Origin of the sequence: Dysgonomonas sp. PH5-45, from assembly GCF_029893235.1 — a bacterium.
In the GTDB taxonomy this organism is placed as follows: domain Bacteria; phylum Bacteroidota; class Bacteroidia; order Bacteroidales; family Dysgonomonadaceae; genus UBA1309.
Genome location: NZ_JARXWE010000013.1, coordinates 24,544 through 40,499 on the forward strand (window position 1 = coordinate 24,544; position 15,956 = coordinate 40,499).

13 protein-coding genes are annotated in these 15,956 nt (G+C 43.8%); 11 read left to right on the forward strand and 2 right to left on the reverse strand.

Annotated features, from left to right (window positions below; genetic code table 11):
- Positions 1-28: 28 nt before the first annotated feature.
- The 9 genes from gldG (at position 29) to ubiE (ending at position 8,782) form a co-directional block, all read left to right on the forward strand.
- Positions 29-2,437, forward strand: a complete 2,409-nt coding sequence (gldG, locus tag M2132_RS06345; protein ID WP_280672465.1) for a gliding motility-associated ABC transporter substrate-binding protein GldG — start codon at positions 29-31, stop codon at positions 2,435-2,437.
- A 315-nt stretch (positions 2,438-2,752) separates the two neighbouring features.
- Positions 2,753-3,334: a rubrerythrin gene (rbr, locus tag M2132_RS06350; protein ID WP_280672462.1), complete on the forward strand. Its 582-nt coding sequence runs from the start codon at positions 2,753-2,755 to the stop codon at positions 3,332-3,334.
- A gap of 93 nt (positions 3,335-3,427) precedes the next feature.
- Entirely contained in the window at positions 3,428-4,282 is an 855-nt protein-coding gene (locus M2132_RS06355; protein ID WP_280672460.1) for a DUF6794 domain-containing protein, read from the forward strand.
- A gap of 77 nt (positions 4,283-4,359) precedes the next feature.
- Positions 4,360-5,340, forward strand: coding sequence for a PhoH family protein (locus M2132_RS06360; RefSeq protein WP_280672458.1), 981 nt, complete (start codon positions 4,360-4,362; stop codon positions 5,338-5,340).
- A gap of 56 nt (positions 5,341-5,396) precedes the next feature.
- Positions 5,397-6,341: a phosphoribosylaminoimidazolesuccinocarboxamide synthase gene (locus M2132_RS06365; protein WP_280672456.1), complete on the forward strand. Its 945-nt coding sequence runs from the start codon at positions 5,397-5,399 to the stop codon at positions 6,339-6,341.
- Between the two features lie 90 nt (positions 6,342-6,431).
- Positions 6,432-7,070: a class I SAM-dependent methyltransferase gene (locus M2132_RS06370; protein WP_280672454.1), complete on the forward strand. Its 639-nt coding sequence runs from the start codon at positions 6,432-6,434 to the stop codon at positions 7,068-7,070.
- Positions 7,071-7,264: 194 nt separating this feature from the next.
- Positions 7,265-7,831 (forward strand): zeta toxin family protein, encoded by a 567-nt coding sequence (locus M2132_RS06375; RefSeq protein WP_280672449.1) that lies wholly within the window; start codon positions 7,265-7,267, stop codon positions 7,829-7,831.
- On the forward strand, positions 7,828-8,034 hold the full coding sequence (locus M2132_RS06380) for a hypothetical protein (RefSeq protein ID WP_280672447.1): 207 nt from the start codon (positions 7,828-7,830) through the stop codon (positions 8,032-8,034). The genes M2132_RS06375 and M2132_RS06380 overlap by 4 nt, the downstream gene beginning before the upstream one ends.
- 7 nt (positions 8,035-8,041) lie before the next feature.
- Complete coding sequence (ubiE, locus tag M2132_RS06385) at positions 8,042-8,782, forward strand: bifunctional demethylmenaquinone methyltransferase/2-methoxy-6-polyprenyl-1,4-benzoquinol methylase UbiE (protein WP_280672445.1); 741 nt, start codon at positions 8,042-8,044, stop codon at positions 8,780-8,782.
- Positions 8,783-8,801: 19 nt separating this feature from the next.
- Here the strand turns inward: ubiE and M2132_RS06390 are convergent, their stop codons facing one another.
- Together M2132_RS06390 and M2132_RS06395 are read right to left on the reverse strand one after the other, a co-directional pair.
- Positions 8,802-10,115 (reverse strand): Fic family protein, encoded by a 1,314-nt coding sequence (locus tag M2132_RS06390; RefSeq protein WP_280672443.1) that lies wholly within the window; start codon positions 10,113-10,115, stop codon positions 8,802-8,804.
- Positions 10,116-10,232: 117 nt separating this feature from the next.
- A complete protein-coding gene (locus tag M2132_RS06395; protein WP_280672441.1) occupies positions 10,233-11,918 on the reverse strand; it encodes a hypothetical protein in 1,686 nt (561 codons plus the stop codon).
- A gap of 402 nt (positions 11,919-12,320) precedes the next feature.
- On the opposite strand from M2132_RS06395, the gene M2132_RS06400 reads away from it, so the two are divergent.
- Both M2132_RS06400 and yidC read left to right on the forward strand, forming a co-directional pair.
- Positions 12,321-13,931 carry a CTP synthase gene (locus M2132_RS06400; RefSeq protein WP_280672439.1) on the forward strand — a complete coding sequence of 537 codons (1,611 nt, stop codon included), beginning with the start codon at positions 12,321-12,323 and terminating at the stop codon, positions 13,929-13,931.
- Positions 13,932-13,987: 56 nt separating this feature from the next.
- The gene (gene yidC / locus M2132_RS06405; protein WP_280672437.1) at positions 13,988-15,952 is read left to right on the forward strand and encodes a membrane protein insertase YidC; all 1,965 of its coding nucleotides are present in this window, start codon (positions 13,988-13,990) and stop codon (positions 15,950-15,952) included.
- Positions 15,953-15,956 lie beyond the last annotated feature (4 nt).

The window sequence follows — 15,956 nt, forward strand, 5'->3', positions numbered from 1 at the left end:
AAAACTCGTCAAAATTATAAAGCATGGTATGGAGGTTTTGATAAAGAAAGAACTGAAAACGATAATTTGTTCTCCGGCAGGTATAGCCTTTTCGCTGGCCTATTTGTTGATGTGCGGCATTTTGCTTTGGCTTTTTGACGGAGCATATAATGTGCTTGAGGGAGGGTATGCCTCGTTGGAGCAGTTTTTCAGACTCTCGCCCCTGTTGTTTATCGTGCTGATTCCCGCCCTTACGATGCGTAGCTTGGCCGAAGAAAAACGCACGGCTACGATAGCTTTGCTTTATTCGCGCCCCGTAAGCTTCGCTTCGGTGGTTTGGAGCAAGATACTGTCGGCTTGGTTTTATGTGCTGCTTACGCTGGCCGTTACCTTGGTGTATGTATGGTCTGTGCAGTCGCTGTCTATCGCGGGGCATGGCATGGGTATGCCCGAAACATGGACAAGCTACGGGGCTTTGGCTTTGCTGGCCTTGGTGTTTACGACGGTTGGTGTATTTGCTTCATCGCTCACCGGCAATCAGATTGTGGCCTTGCTGATATCGGTATTGGTAAATGTGCTGATTTACTTCGGGTTCGACCTCATAGGCGGCTTGTTTACCGATGGGAACACACGCCTCACGATAGCCTCCTTCGGTTTGAGTCACCATTACCAATTGGCACAACGGGGTGTGGTTCAGCTCAAAGACGTTTTGACGGCCATCAACTACATTCTTATATTCTATATGCTCACCCGCACAAAGTTGCGTCTGTACCGGTTGAATCTGGCAAAGATGTTTCCTTTCAGTCTGTCGGTTTTTGTTATTGTTAACTTGCTTATATTGTTTGCTCCTAATCACCGTGCCGACTTTACCGAAGATGGGCGGTTTACGTTGAGCGATTATTCAAAAAACATCTTGGCCGAAATAAGCGAAGGCGAGCAACCGCTGAAAATAGAAATCTATCTGGAGGGGGAACTCAACCCCGGATTTAAACGACTACAAAACTCGCTCAAAGACCTGCTTCACGACTTCAACCGCTATGCCGGAGGAAAAACCGAAGCCGTGTATATAAACCCCATGACGCTTGCCGGCACTCCAAAGCAAGTTTACGAACAAATGTACAACCGTGGTATGGGGGGCATCGTGCTGAACGAGGTAGACCGTGATGGGAGAACCAGCCAAAGGGTTATCTACCCCTACGGGCAAGTGATTTTTGGAGGCGATACGCTGACGGTCGATTTTCTGAAACGCGTACAGGGCAACTCGGCCGAAGAAAACCTCAACGCCTCGGCCGAAGCTTTGGAGTTCGAGTTTATCGACGCCATCCGCCTGTTGCGCACCCAGAAAGGACAGCAAATAGCTTTCATAGAGGGGCATAACGAACTGGCCGAGCCTTACGTTGAGGATGCGGCCATAGCATTGTCTAAATATTTTTCGGTGAATCGTGGGGCTATCGCTCCCGATGTGAAGGCTTTAGAAGGCTTTGAGGTGATAGTGATTGCAGGGCCAACCGGAAAATATACCGAAGAAGAAAAATTTGTGATAGACCAATACATCATGCGGGGCGGTAAGGTGCTGTGGCTCATTGACGGGGTTTACCTATCGGCCGACGACCTTGCCCAACGGGGCGAATCGGCAACGATGAAAAACGAAACCAATCTGGACGACATGCTCTTTTCGTATGGCATACGCATCAATCCCGTATTGTTGCAGGACGTACAGTGCGCGCCCATGCTGCTTTCGGCAGGAGGCGAAACCGACCAACCGGCAGCCGTGCCGTTTCTGTTTGCGCCCCTGTTACTACCCTCGCCAAACAACCCCATCACGAAGGATGTAGCCGAAGTGCGGGGCGTGTTTGCCAGCTCGGTACATTTGGTTAATAAATCGAATCTGCGTACAGTAGGGGTGTTGCTTACAACGTCGGGCAATACCCATACAGTGAAAGTACCCGAAACGGTGGGCTTCACTCCCCCCGACATACAAGCTCCGGAGAGTTACTTTAACGAACAATTCCTGCCTGTGGCAGTGGCTTTGCAAGGCGAATTCCGGTCGGTTTTCCTCAACAGGGCTCTTCCGGCTGTCAACATGCACGGGCAGATGGCAATAGCACCGAAGGGCAACTCTAAGATGATTATAGCGGCTTGTTCAGACATTATCCGTAACGAAGTAGTGGGACAGGGTGAGCAAACTCAGGTCTTACCTATGGGTTTTGACCGCGCCACAGGTAAGCTCTATGGCAACCGCAGCTTTATAGTGAATGCCGTTAACTGGCTTGCCAACGACAGCCAGTGGATGAACCTGCGCAACAAAAAACAAACACTGCGGCTTCTGGACAAGAAACTGGTTTACGAAAAACGCAATACCTATGCCGCACTTAATACCGCCCTCCCTATCCTGCTCATCGCCATCATTGTAGGCGCAGTGAACCTCTGGCGCAAATTCAGATACGGCAAGCGGTGAATTGATATTATATCAAACTCGTAGTGCATTTAGGAAACAAAAGATAAAACAACATAATCATTTTTGTCATCCTGAGTGTGACGAAGGATCTTTAATTAAATAATACAGAGATTCTTCACTTTGTTCAGAAACAACGTTCGAGGAGCGTAGGCGACTCAATGACAAACACTATAAATGTTTATAATAAGTTTTTTATATAAACTTTCTAAATACACTACGGGTTGTATCAAATATATTTTTCTGTTAAAAAATAAAACAATTTTTCACGATACTTGTTATAAGAATATATCAACGTTAAAGAAACTATCTAAATTTATGGAACAAAAAAGTCTGAAAGGCACCCGTACCGAGCAGTGTCTTCTTAAATCTTTCGCAGGCGAATCGCAAGCCCGTATGCGCTATACAATGTTTGCCAGTGTGGCAAAAAACGAAGGTTACGAACAAATAGCCGCAATATTCTTAGAAACAGCCGACCAAGAAAAAGAACATGCCAAACGTATGTTTAAATTCCTGGAGGGTGGCATGGTAGAAATAACAGCATCGTATCCGGCGGGACGTATCGGCACAACAGCCGAAAACTTGGCCGAAGCAGCTGCCGGCGAAAACGAAGAATGGTCGCTCGACTATCCTGCCTTTGCCGATATAGCCGAAGAAGAAGGCTTCAAGCAAGTGGCCGTTATGTATCGCATGATTGCCCAAGTAGAAAAAATGCACGAAGAGCGTTACCTAAAACTATTAGACCGTTTGAATAAAGGCGAAGTATTTGCCCGTGAGGAAGTTATTGCATGGCAATGCCGCAACTGCGGATGGGTTATAGAAAGTAAAACTCCGCCCAAGCAATGTCCGGCATGTTTGCACCCGCAAGCATATTTCGAGCCTTTGAAGTGGAATTTCTAACCAGAATCGCATAATTTATAACTATATTTAAGGCGTCTTTTTGTTAACCGCAAAGAGGCGCTTTGTTGTTTTAATACCTTATAACCTTATTAAATGATGAAATCTGCTTTTAAATTTTTCCTTTTTCCTTTATTTTTTTTGACTTCTGCTTTTAATGTTCATAGTCAAGAAAAGATTAATGTGATAACTTCTATCCGCTACCAGTTGGATAGTATTGACGGTGAATATATCCCTTACGATATTTATGATGCTTTTAAGCAAATAGATACATTCTGGCCTGATTCGGTGAAACAAGAAGTAAAAAATATGTCGGAGGAGGATTTTTCCGCGCGTGCCCATTTTGGTTTCGGAATGTGGATGCGTAATAATTGGGCGTTATGGCATGGATCAAGGTTTTCTAAATATTTCGAAGATTTCGGTATATTCCATCCCGATGATATGTCGGGAATAATTCTTGATTCTTATTGTAGGTATTTACGTGGTGCTGATATAAAACTTGATGAACAAATCTTATATTATAAAAACTATTGGGAAAAAGTAAAAAAAGATGACGATGCAGAGTGGCTTGTAAAACGTATAGAGTATATGAGTAAAGAAATGGTAGGGTATGAGCGAGATAGAGCTGTATATTACAATTATCCATACGGCTTTTCTACCGAACAGGAGGAAGATGATTACGATGAAAGAAAATGTGAGGCTATAGGCAAAATTACAGATGTAGATATTGAAACCGGATTGATAAAAGTAAAATTGATAAAAAGCTGTAACGATAGAGGTGTAATTATTTATGATACGCACTATTATAGATTTTCTGAAGATGAAAATTATTATGATGATAAGGGAGAAATGGTTACTAAAAAAGGACGCAAAACTTTTTATATGAAAGAAAATGAAGAATTTTGGTTTTACTATGATGAGAGATATAATTATTGGGGGATTGCTAATTAGAAAAATTGTATCCCCATAGAGGCAACGTTCCCGAAAAAGAATATTATTTTTGTAGGGTAGATATTTTATGAGACTGAATGATAGAACAGATAATAGTACTCGATAATGCGGATGCAGTGGTTTTCTTTGGGGTGAACAACAGCAATCTGCAACTACTCAAAACTCTTTTCCCCAAACTACGGATTATAGCAAGAGGAAACATTATAAAGGTAATTGGCAACGCCGAAGAGATTCCGGCCTTTGAAGAAAAAATCAGGGAGTTGGAACTGTTTTGCGTAGATCACAACACGCTTTCGGAAGAAAACATTATCGACATCGTAAAGGGCAAATCGCCCAACGTGGTGAAGCAAGACAATCTTATCATCTTCGGCATGAACGGTAAACCCATCCTTGCCCGCAACGATAACCAGCAACGGCTTGTCGATTCGTTTGCAAAGAACGATATGGTGTTTGCCCTGGGCCCTGCCGGAACCGGAAAGACCTATGTAGCCATTGCCCTTGCCGTAAAGGCTCTGAAAAGCAAAGAGGTGAAACGCATCATACTGAGCCGCCCTGCCGTAGAAGCAGGCGAGAAACTGGGCTTTTTGCCCGGCGACATGAAAGATAAGGTAGACCCTTACCTGCAACCCCTCTACGATGCGCTCGAAGATATGATTACCCCCGCCCGTCTGCGCGATTATATGGAGAACAAAACCGTGCAGATAGCGCCTTTGGCCTTTATGCGTGGGCGCACGCTCAACGATGCGGTGATAATTCTGGACGAAGCGCAAAACACTACTACCCACCAGATAAAAATGTTTATGACCCGTTTGGGCATGAATGCCAAGATGATAATAACGGGCGATGTGACGCAGATAGACCTTCCGCCATCGCAAACCTCCGGTTTGAAGCATGCTTTGAAGGTGTTGGACGGAGTTCCGGGTATCGGCAAAGTAGAGTTCGGCAAGAAAGACATCGTTCGTCACAAACTGGTGCAGCGCATTGTTGACGCCTACGAGAAGGACGATGAACGCCGCCGCAAAGAAAAAGAACGGGAAAGCAAAATTAAGCCTGCTTGAACAGTGAGTTCATTGTGACACAGAAAAGTAATAAACAATATAATAAAGACAGACAGATGAAAAATACATTAGTGACAACAGACTATAAGTTCCCCGACCAAACGAATGTTTATCACGGTAAGGTGAGGGATGTGTATTCGATTGGCAAAGATCTTTTGGTGATGATTGCAACCGACCGTATTTCGGCTTTCGATGTGATTCTGCCACAGGGCATTCCCTACAAAGGACAGGTGTTGAACCAGATTGCAGCAAAGTTTTTGGACGCCACTGCCGATATTGTTCCTAACTGGAAGCTGGCCGTGCCCGACCCGATGGTTACCGTAGGTCTCCGTTGCGAGCCTTATAAGGTGGAGATGGTGATTCGCGGTTACCTTACAGGAAGCGCATGGCGTGAGTACAAAGCCGGCGCGCGCGTTCTTTGCGGTGTGGCTTTGCCCGATGGAATGAAGGAAAACGAGAGATTTCCTCAACCCATCATCACCCCAACCACAAAAGCCGATGAGGGACACGACGAAAACATCTCGAAAGACGAGATTATTGCACAAGGCTTGGTCTCGAAAGATGAGTACGAGCAGCTTGAACGATACACCCAAGCATTGTTTGCCCGTGGAACGGAAATAGCTGCACAGAAAGGGCTTATACTTGTGGATACGAAGTACGAGTTTGGTAAGAAAGATGGAAAAATATATCTGATAGACGAGATACATACACCCGACTCGTCTCGTTACTTCTATGCCGATACGTACGAAGAACTGTTTGCTAAAGGCGAAGAGCAACGTCAATTGTCGAAAGAGTTTGTTCGCAAATGGCTGATGGATAACGGATTTCAAGGAAAAGAAGGGCAAGCCGTACCCGAAATGACCGAAGAGTATTGCAACTCGGTGTCCGACCGTTATATTGAGCTTTACGAAAAGATTGTAGGCGAGCCGTTTGTGAAAGCCGACATCAACAACGTTGAGGCTCGGATAGAAAAGAATGTAACCGATTATTTGAAAAAATAAAAATATTGCCTACTTTTAAGAGTTGAGTTAAATTTCTAAGTGTATAAAATTTAGGAATACCCGTCTTTTTTAGTAAAAAAAGAAAACCCTATGATAAGAATACGAAAATATTTACGGGATAATATGCTAAGAGCCGACGTTATAAATCTGCTGATTGGGACGTACGGTTATAAACGCTATTTGGAGATAGGGACATCTAAAAGGGACGAAAACTTCAACAAGATAAAGAATGTAGAGGGCTTTTGTATAGACCCGGAGGCAGATGCCGAGCCCGATTTCCTTGGAACGTCCGACCAGTACTTTAGTTTTCTGGACCAACAAGACGCTGAAACCCGGCAGAAGAGCAAATACGATATCATTTTTATTGATGGTATGCACGAAGACAAGCAAGTGCGCAAAGACATCGAAAACAGCCTTCGCTACCTGAATCCCAATGGCGCCATCGTATTGCATGACTGCTCTCCGGAAGACGAGAGAGCCGCAACTCCATACGATGAGCTGAAGAGACAATCGACCCGCCATATGGGCTTTAACTGGAACGGAGATGTTTACAAGGCGTTTGTCCATTACAAATGGGAGGTCAATAAAGATAACAGAAATACTTGCTTCACGGTCGATTGCGATTTTGGATGCGGCGTCATACTGACCGACCCACGGGCACAAGAAATATTTCCTGCTCCGGCAGCATTCACGATGAACGGATACAACGCCGACACAATGCGGGTATAGCCATCTGGATAAAGACCGAAAGCAGTAGCTTGGGCTTATCCCCAAAGCAAAAGTTCAGAAGTATATGCAAAAAACTGAATACACAAGGATGAGGCTCTAAAGGCAGCTTCTTGTGTTTCTTAGGTAAATAAAAAAACGGAGAGATGTTTTCCACACTCTCTCCCAATCTGATTGGAACAAAAAAACGATAAGGTATGCCAAATTTGTATATAATAGCAGGGTGCAACGGAGCCGGAAAAACAACGGCCTCGTACACCATCTTGCCCGAAATGCTCGGCTGTAAGGAATTTATAAATGCCGACGAGATAGCGCGGGGGCTTTCGCCGTTCCAACCCGAAAGGGCTTCGATCGACGCCGGACGCATCATGATTATGCGCATGGAAGATATGTTGAGGCAAAAACAAGACTTTGCGATAGAAACTACACTTGCCACAAAATCGTATGCGTCTTTTATTAAAAAAGCTCAAAAATTAGGCTATTTTGTTACTTTATTGTATTTTTGGCTGAATTCTCCGGAACTTGCTATAAAAAGAGTGGAAGAGAGAGTTCGATGTGGAGGACACAATATTCCAAAAGATGTAATAAGACGAAGGTATAAGTCGGGGATTCAAAATCTATTCACGATCTATACCCCTATTGCAGACTATTGGATGGTTGTAAATAATTCGGAAAATCCTTTTCAGATTGTAATTGAAGGAAAAAAAGAAAAAGTATTGGAAGAATATAATTCGGAAGTTCTTAATCAAATAATAAATATATGAGTCGTACTGAGGAATTAGAACTGCGTAACAGATTACTGATAGGCCTAAACGTATCTTATACACGATTGATAGAAAAAAAACAGAGGGAAGATGGCAACCTCATCTTCTCTGAGAACGGGAAAATAGTAAAAATCAAAGCACGCAAACTTAATCAGGGCACTGCCCCTGCTCCCCGGCAGACAAGGATTAAAGCTGCTATCTGATTGAAAAATGACCTACAAAGCAGAAAAAATTGTACCGTACGGTAATTCGGACGAAAATAAAGGAACTCAGGTAGAGCGCATGTTCGACTCTATTGCCGAAAACTACGATACACTGAACCACACCCTATCTATGGGTATAGACCGGGGATGGCGGAAAAAAGGGATTCTCGCCCTGAAAGAAAAAAATCCACAAAACATATTAGATATTGCAACCGGCACGGGCGACCTTGCCATACAAGCATACGCCCTTTTGCATCCACAGCAGATTGTGGGTATAGATATTTCGGAAGGGATGATGAACGTGGGGCGGCAAAAGGTAGAAGCTTTGGGGCTCTCGTCCAAAATCAGTTTCCAGAAGAAAGACTGTATGGCTCTCGACATTGCCGACAATAGTTTCGATGCAGCCATGGTAGCTTTTGGGGTGCGCAACTTCGAAAATCTGGACAAGGGCATCGGCGAAATTCTCCGGGTGCTGAAACCCGGCGGGCAACTCATGATTCTGGAGCTATCCACCCCCCGGCACTTCCCCATGAAGCAGGGCTATTGGATGTATTCAAAACTTTTTATCCCCACCATAGGGCGGTTGATATCGAAAGACAAAATAGCTTATAGATACCTGCCGGCTTCGATCGAAGCTTTTGTACAGGGAAAAGAAATGGTTGATGTGCTTACCAAAAACGGCTTCCGCAATGCCCGTTGCAAAACCTATACTTTCGGCATCTGCTCTATGTATATAGGCGAAAAGTAGAAAGGGTGGCTGTGTTTTATTAGACATTAAACTTTTTTATTTTCTCTTCAAACCTTTCGGATTTCACAAAACTTTGTTTTTTCTTATTGACTTGAATAGCATCCAGAAAACCTAAATTAACAAGATGATTCAAATCCGCTCTTGCTGTATAGCTTGATATACTGAATCGGGCTTCAACTTCTTTTACATTCAAAATCCTATCGGAATCTTCATAAACAAGTTTCAGTAGTTGAGCCATTCGGTCGTTTACACCGGGAATCTTCATAAATTTTGCAGCCTGAAAAACTTCTTTTTGTTTTTTATCGATATACTTTTTCAAAGCATCGAATGCCTTTTCCATCGTTCTGATATGATAAGTGATGAAATAGCTTAGATCATTATCATCCGATTCGGAATATAAATATGCTTTCTCGTATTGTGCTTTTGTGTCTTTAATGATTCTCGATATTGAAAGATATTCTGTTAGCCAATACCCTTTTTTTAGCATATACCAATAAAAAATGGCTCTCGCTGTCCGTCCGTTTCCATCGCAAAAAGGGTGAATCCAAGCAATCATAAAATGAATGATACAACCTTTTATAATGGGGTGAATAAAACGATTTCCATCTTCATTAAAAAATGTACACAGGTCGTTGATGAGTTGGGGAATTTCTTCTTTTGGAGGTGGAGTGTGGACTACCTCGCTATTCGAGTGATTGACAACATATATCTCATCATTGTTCCTGAAACTTCCCTCATCGCTGACGTTATCGAGTGTCTTGTTCGTAATCAGTTTATGAATGTGCAGAATTTCTTCGGGGGTTATATCTTGGGTTTTGAACTGAACGATATGCTTCATAGTAATGAAGTTGTTCAATATCATTTGTTCGGATCGGCTTCTTGGTTTTATTTCCTGCCGAATCATTTCCTTAGCCTTTCGGCGAGTGGTGTTTGCTCCTTCCATTTGGCTACTGGAAATAGCTTCTTCCATAATTGAACTGATAACATATTTCGTTTTATCAGTTTCGGCAATGTCAATATTACTGCCAAGAGTACCTCCGATATGCATATCGAACAGATGTAAGGCTCTTTGTATATAATCGGTAATTACGAAACAGAATTCATATTTGCCGAATGTCACTTTTCTGTAATTTAGAATCCGATGAAATTTAACGGCATTCCAAAGCTCAGCGGCTTCGTATCCTTTAGTTTTATATTTCAGTTTGTCCCAATACAGATAATCGTCTTGTATTTTTTTTAAAAGACCATTTACCTGCAACTCTACCATTAACGGTATTGTTTTGTTTAGTACAGCTTTGTCTTTTTTGTTGAATTTGGGCGGTTGTTCTATCATAAGAAATAGTTTTACGGATACCAAAGATAGTAAAAATTGCGAGATTATGGCAAAATCTCGCAATTTTCATTTTTTCACATTTTCATCTTTGGTGTTTCTATTATTCAAAACTTCCACTCAATTATACTGTCTCGAATACATTTGATAGGTATATTCGAAGGTTTGTTTAGAGTTTGCTTTCAGTTTTGCGCCGAACGACAGTTTTTGCTGTTTATTCAGATTGCTGCTGTTGTCGGTCACCGATACTTTGTATTTATCGGGAGCCGATACGATTTTTCCGGCTACGACCTTGCTTAGTTCCATTTCTACGTCTTTCGACTTTGTATTGTTCACCCAAACAGTACCCTTTATGGTGAGCAGGGCGTAATTGTAACCGTCTATCTTTTTGGCATTGAGTTTTGTGTTTGTTATCTCTTCGCTGTCTTTCACGCTGACGTCGGGCGAATTGGTGATAAAAACTTGCGAAGCACTCCCTTTGGGTGTAAAATAGAGCGTACTCTGGGCAAGGGCTTTCTGCGTTTTGTCCTGAACAATGAGCATAGGCCCCGATGTCAGCGGATTCTCCGTACTGTTAGTCACCTCAACATAATGATTCACCGCACTCTGGTTGCCGCCGCCAATTGTGTTTGTGGAGCGATCTTCGTATTCACCGTCTTGCACGTTGTGCACCCTATAATCTTTAAAAGCCGATGCCGACAGATTGCAAGTATAAAGGTGGCGTATCTTTACGGTCTTTTCCAAAAGGGGAAAGTTTGCCGTGCTCCCGTTGGGCAGGGTTATGCCTCGGGCGGTGTAAAAGTAGAGGTCTTCGTTTTCGGAAGTGGTGATTTTGTAATCTGGCATGCTCACCATTTCTTCTTCGTAGTCGTAATCCATCTGTTTGCTCATTATGGCGTTCGAGAACATCTGGGTTGAAGACGATCTGGCAAACATCGAGGACGAAGGCGAAGATGCCGACAGGTTCAGTAGCGTAGCCGGAGCATTGGCGGCACTAAAGTTGGCCACACCGATAACGAAGTCGATATCCGTATTGGCGATGTCTTCTACATGGTTCTTTACTTCTGCCTGAAGTGAGAGCCTGCCTTCGGTATCGTTTTTGAGTTCGAGTCTGTACACGGGTGTCCAAGACAGTCCGTTCTGAAGATACATCATGCGGACTTTTTGCGCTCCGTTTTTCTTGAAGTGAAGGGTTATAATGGGTTTCTGCACCAGAATGTTTGCTGTGGTGGTACGGTTGGGATTCTCCGCAAATTCGATACGTTGAATATCGCTTGGCCTCAGCGTAATCCATTTGCTGTCCATCTTTATCATCAGAACGGGGTCTACGCTCTCGGTATAGATTTTGCTGAAATCGTATGCCCCACCGTATTTGTCCGAAAGCTGCAACTTCTGTACTTGCAGTTGGCTGCTCACTTCTTCGGGTAGGTTAAAGTCTTCGGCCGTTCCTGTAAACTCCTTTTTGTCGGTAGTGTATATAGTCATTTGCTTCCCTTTGTTGGCATGCAAAATATCGAGCAAGCTGTTGGCTTTGCGTTCTTGCTTTTCGGTGAAACTTTCTATCCGGTTTGTTACGGCGGTGATAGACTCGTTCTCGCCCGAGAACCAAAACGTACCGAACAACGCCTTTGGCTGACTGCTCATCTTGTACTGACGGTTCACGGCATCTACCGTCCCTTCTTTAACGACAAACGATTGTCCGTTCTTGAAAATGGAAAGCGATTTTGTGGCAAAACCATCTTGAGCTGTTGCCGATGCAAAAGCTGTTGCCGCAAGCAGGGAAAGTATTGTTAGTTTATAATTCATTGTTTAACCGGATTTTAATTATTTAATCTAATTATCAAATTAATACTCTCCGTTGTCATGTTGAACGATAGTGAAACATCTCTTCCCTCAAAAGAGATTCTTCCCTACCGGTCAGAAACAACGTTCGAGGAGTGTAGGCGACTCAATGACAAAAAGAAATCAAAAATTACTTTTAGGCCACTCTCTTTATCGTGATTTTTCAGATAACGAGCTTTTATTTTCTAAATGCACTATGAGTTGATTTGATATTAAAACGGACACATTTCTCTCAAATTATATCAACCCTTATTTATTTTATGATTTTTTTGATTGGTAGGGTAGGGGTAAAAGCCTCTCTATCGATTATTTTTTGTATTTTTGCGTTTTCATAATCAGACCTATTATTTAAAAAGGAATACAATTGTGAGCGATACAAAGTATATTTTTGTTACAGGTGGAGTGATTTCCTCCTTAGGTAAAGGCATTATAGCCTCTTCTCTGGGCAAGCTACTACAAGCCAGAGGCTATAAGGTAACCATCCAAAAATTAGACCCTTATATAAACATCGACCCCGGAACGCTTAACCCCTACGAACATGGCGAATGCTATGTTACAGTAGACGGGCATGAGGCCGACCTCGACCTTGGGCACTACGAACGTTTTCTGAACCAGCCTACGCACCGTGACAATAATATCACCACGGGGCGTATCTACCAGAATGTTATAAACAAGGAACGCAAAGGCGATTATTTGGGTAAAACCGTTCAGATTGTACCTCACATCACAGACGAGATACGCCGCAACGTTAAGCTGCTGGGCGCGAAATATAAGTACGACTTTGTTATCACCGAAATTGGCGGTACGGTGGGCGACATCGAATCGCTGCCTTTTATAGAAAGTGTGCGCCAGTTGCGTTGGGACTTGGGCAAGAACTGCCTTTGTGTGCATCTTACCTACGTGCCTTACATAGCGGCGGCCAAAGAGGTGAAAACAAAACCTACGCAACACTCGGTTAAGCAGTTGCAAGAATCGGGGGTACAGCCCGATATGCTTGTTCTGCGGACGGAACACTTGTTGAATAAAGACATACTAAAAAAAGTGGCTCTGTTCTGTAATGTAGACATAGACGCTGTTGTGCAGTCGGTTGATGTGCCTACCATCTACGAGGTTCCGCTGATGATGCAAGAGCAGGGAATGGACGAGATTGTTCTCCGCAAAATGGGAATGCCTGTTGGCGAAAAACCCGATTTGCAATCGTGGCGCGATTTCCTTGACAAAAAGAAAAACGCAACCCAAACCGTACGTATAGGTCTTGTGGGCAAATACGTGGAGTTGCCCGATGCTTACAAGTCGATAAACGAATCGTTGTTGCAGGCCGCGACCTACAACAACCGTAAACTGGATCTTCACTTCATCCATTCGGATAAGCTGACGGACGAAAACGTAGCGAAGCAGCTTTCGTCGATGGACGGTTTGATTATCGCTCCCGGATTCGGGCAGCGAGGCATCGAAGGCAAGTTTGTGGCTTTGAAATATGCGCGCGAAAACAATAAACCTACCTTTGGTATCTGCTTGGGTATGCAATGTATGGTTATAGAGTATGCCCGCAATGTAATGGGGCTCGAAGATGCCAATTCTACCGAAATGAACCCCAATACCGATTATAAGGTTATAGACCTTATGGAAGAGCAGAAAAACGTTACCAATATGGGAGGTTCTATGCGCTTAGGAGCCTATAAGTGCGAACTTGAAAAAGGCTCGAAGGTGTACGATGCCTATAAGAAAGATATTGTGGAGGAACGCCACCGCCACCGCTTTGAATTTAACAACGACTACAAGCAGCAGTTTGAAGATGCAGGCATGAAGTGTACAGGCATAAACCCCGACACCGGCTTGGTTGAGGTGGTTGAGATTCCTACCCTGACTTGGTATTTGGGCACGCAATACCACCCCGAATACAACAGCACGGTGTTGAAGCCAAATCCGTTGTTTATGAGTTTTATAAAAGCCATTACGGATAGCAAAGAGAAATAAATTACATTAACCCCCCGTAACCCGAAAGGAACATAAGAAAAACATATTTAAAATAGATGGATAGAAATACGATTGTCGGCTTTGTATTGATTTTTGCAGTGGTTTTAGGATTTTTCTATTTCACAAAACCAACCGAAGCCGAAATAGCTGCCGAAAAAAGATACAACGATTCGATAGCAGCCGTTCAGAAAGCGCAGGTAAAAGAAGAAGTAGCCAAGGCCAATGAGGCAATGAGTGGCGAAAAGAAAGAAAGTTCTGTTGATGGCTTCTTCGATGCAGCACCCAAAACCCAAAACGCGGCCGGCGATAGCCTTGCCACTGCCGCAACCGATTCGGTATCTGCTCCGGCTCCGCAGTTGGCAGAACAGAAAAAAGAGGAAACATTCCTGCTCGAAAACGATAAAATGAAAGTGTCGCTCTCTACCAAAGGCGGACAGATCGTGAACGTAGAGCTGAAAGAATATACCGACCACAAGGACGCGCCTCTCAGCGTGTTTGGCAAAAACAGTTCTATGTCTTTGCTTCTCGACAACAAGATGGGTAAATCGCTCGATACGGAGGATGCGATGTTTATGCCCATACCCGGCAAAGACGGTAAAACCATGACCATGCGCCTTGTTTATACCAACGAGCAGTATATCGACTTCATTTATGCCATCATGCCCGATAGCTATATGATTAAGTTCAATATAGTGGCTGTGGGTATGAAGGATATCCTTAGCCGCGAGTCGCAAGCTTCTTTTCCTATAACATGGAAACAAGGGCTGATGCGCAAGGAAAAAAGTGTGAAGAACGAACAACGCTATTCGCACATCGTTTACAAGCTTGACGGACAGGATGTAGAAAAATTCGGGGAAAACAAAACCCAGAAAGAAGAAGTGGGCTCGCCCGTGCGCTGGGTGGCTTTCAAAGACCAGTTCTTCGCAACGGCTATCATTGGCGATAATGCTTTCGAAACATCCGTTCTGAATTCCCGATACCACGAAAACGCACCTAACGACCGCCTGAAAGACTTTGAGGCAACACTATACAGCCCCGTGAATTTCGAAAACAACGGCGTGCTAAGCACCGGATACCGCATTTTTGCAGGTCCGCTTGAATATTACTTGCTGAAAGGCTTTGACGATGGGGCAAAGACCAGCGAAGAGCAGCTCGACCTCGACAAGATGATTCCGCTCGGTTGGTGGTTGTTCCGCATCGTGAACCAGTATTTTGTAATCCCTCTCTTCTCGCTGCTTAATTCATCGGGATTGGCTCTGGGATTGGTTATCCTGTTGTTGACGCTGATAGTGAAGTTGATAATTTCGCCGCTTACCTATAAGTCGTTCATGTCGTCGGCAAAGATGCGTGTGCTGCGTCCGCAAATTGAAGAAATAAATGCTAAATATCCGAAGCAAGAGCAGGCTATGGACAGGCAAAAAGCCACAATGAGCCTCTATAATAAGGCAGGGGTAAGCCCTATGGCGGGCTGTATGCCCATGATATTGCAGATGCCTGTGTTGCTGGCTCTGTTCTCGTTCTTCCCTTCGGCCATAGAGTTGCGTCACGAAAGCTTCCTTTGGGCAACCGACCTTTCGAGCTACGATGCCATCATTGAGTGGAGCGGCAACATTCCTCTCGTTTCGTGGGCTTTGGGCAACCACCTCAGTCTGTTTTGTGTACTGATGACGGTTACTACTATCATTTATACCAAATTCAACATGGATGCCACAAATACCGGTCAGCAACAGATGCCGGGTATGAAGTGGATGATGTATCTGATGCCTGTGGTGTTCTTGTTCGTGCTGAACGATTATCCGTCGGGACTTACGTACTACTATTTCTTGTCTACGCTGATAACAATTGTGCTGACACTTATCTTCCGTTTTTCTATCAACGAAGAAAAAGTATTGGCTAAGCTCGAAGCAAACAAGCTGAAACCTAAAAAGAAAAGCGGATTCATGGCTCGTTTGGAAGAAGCACAACGCTTACAGCAACAACAAGCTAAGTCACAAAACAAAAACCGCAATAAAAACCGCTAAGTAA

Excerpts from the sequence above, each read along its gene's own strand:
- M2132_RS06395 (WP_280672441.1), bottom strand. The coding sequence starts at position 11,918 with ATGAATTATAAACTAACAATACTTTCCCTGCTTGCGGCAACAGCTTTT.
- M2132_RS06355 (WP_280672460.1), top strand. The coding sequence starts at position 3,428 with ATGATGAAATCTGCTTTTAAATTTTTCCTTTTTCCTTTATTTTTTTTG.
- ubiE (WP_280672445.1), top strand. The coding sequence starts at position 8,042 with ATGACCTACAAAGCAGAAAAAATTGTACCGTACGGTAATTCGGACGAA.
- rbr (WP_280672462.1), top strand. The coding sequence starts at position 2,753 with ATGGAACAAAAAAGTCTGAAAGGCACCCGTACCGAGCAGTGTCTTCTT.
- M2132_RS06365 (WP_280672456.1), top strand. The coding sequence starts at position 5,397 with ATGAAAAATACATTAGTGACAACAGACTATAAGTTCCCCGACCAAACG.
- gldG (WP_280672465.1), top strand. The coding sequence starts at position 29 with ATGGAGGTTTTGATAAAGAAAGAACTGAAAACGATAATTTGTTCTCCG.
- M2132_RS06360 (WP_280672458.1), top strand. The coding sequence starts at position 4,360 with ATGATAGAACAGATAATAGTACTCGATAATGCGGATGCAGTGGTTTTC.
- M2132_RS06370 (WP_280672454.1), top strand. The coding sequence starts at position 6,432 with ATGATAAGAATACGAAAATATTTACGGGATAATATGCTAAGAGCCGAC.
- yidC (WP_280672437.1), top strand. The coding sequence starts at position 13,988 with ATGGATAGAAATACGATTGTCGGCTTTGTATTGATTTTTGCAGTGGTT.
- M2132_RS06375 (WP_280672449.1), top strand. The coding sequence starts at position 7,265 with ATGCCAAATTTGTATATAATAGCAGGGTGCAACGGAGCCGGAAAAACA.
- M2132_RS06390 (WP_280672443.1), bottom strand. The coding sequence starts at position 10,115 with ATGATAGAACAACCGCCCAAATTCAACAAAAAAGACAAAGCTGTACTA.
- M2132_RS06380 (WP_280672447.1), top strand. The coding sequence starts at position 7,828 with ATGAGTCGTACTGAGGAATTAGAACTGCGTAACAGATTACTGATAGGC.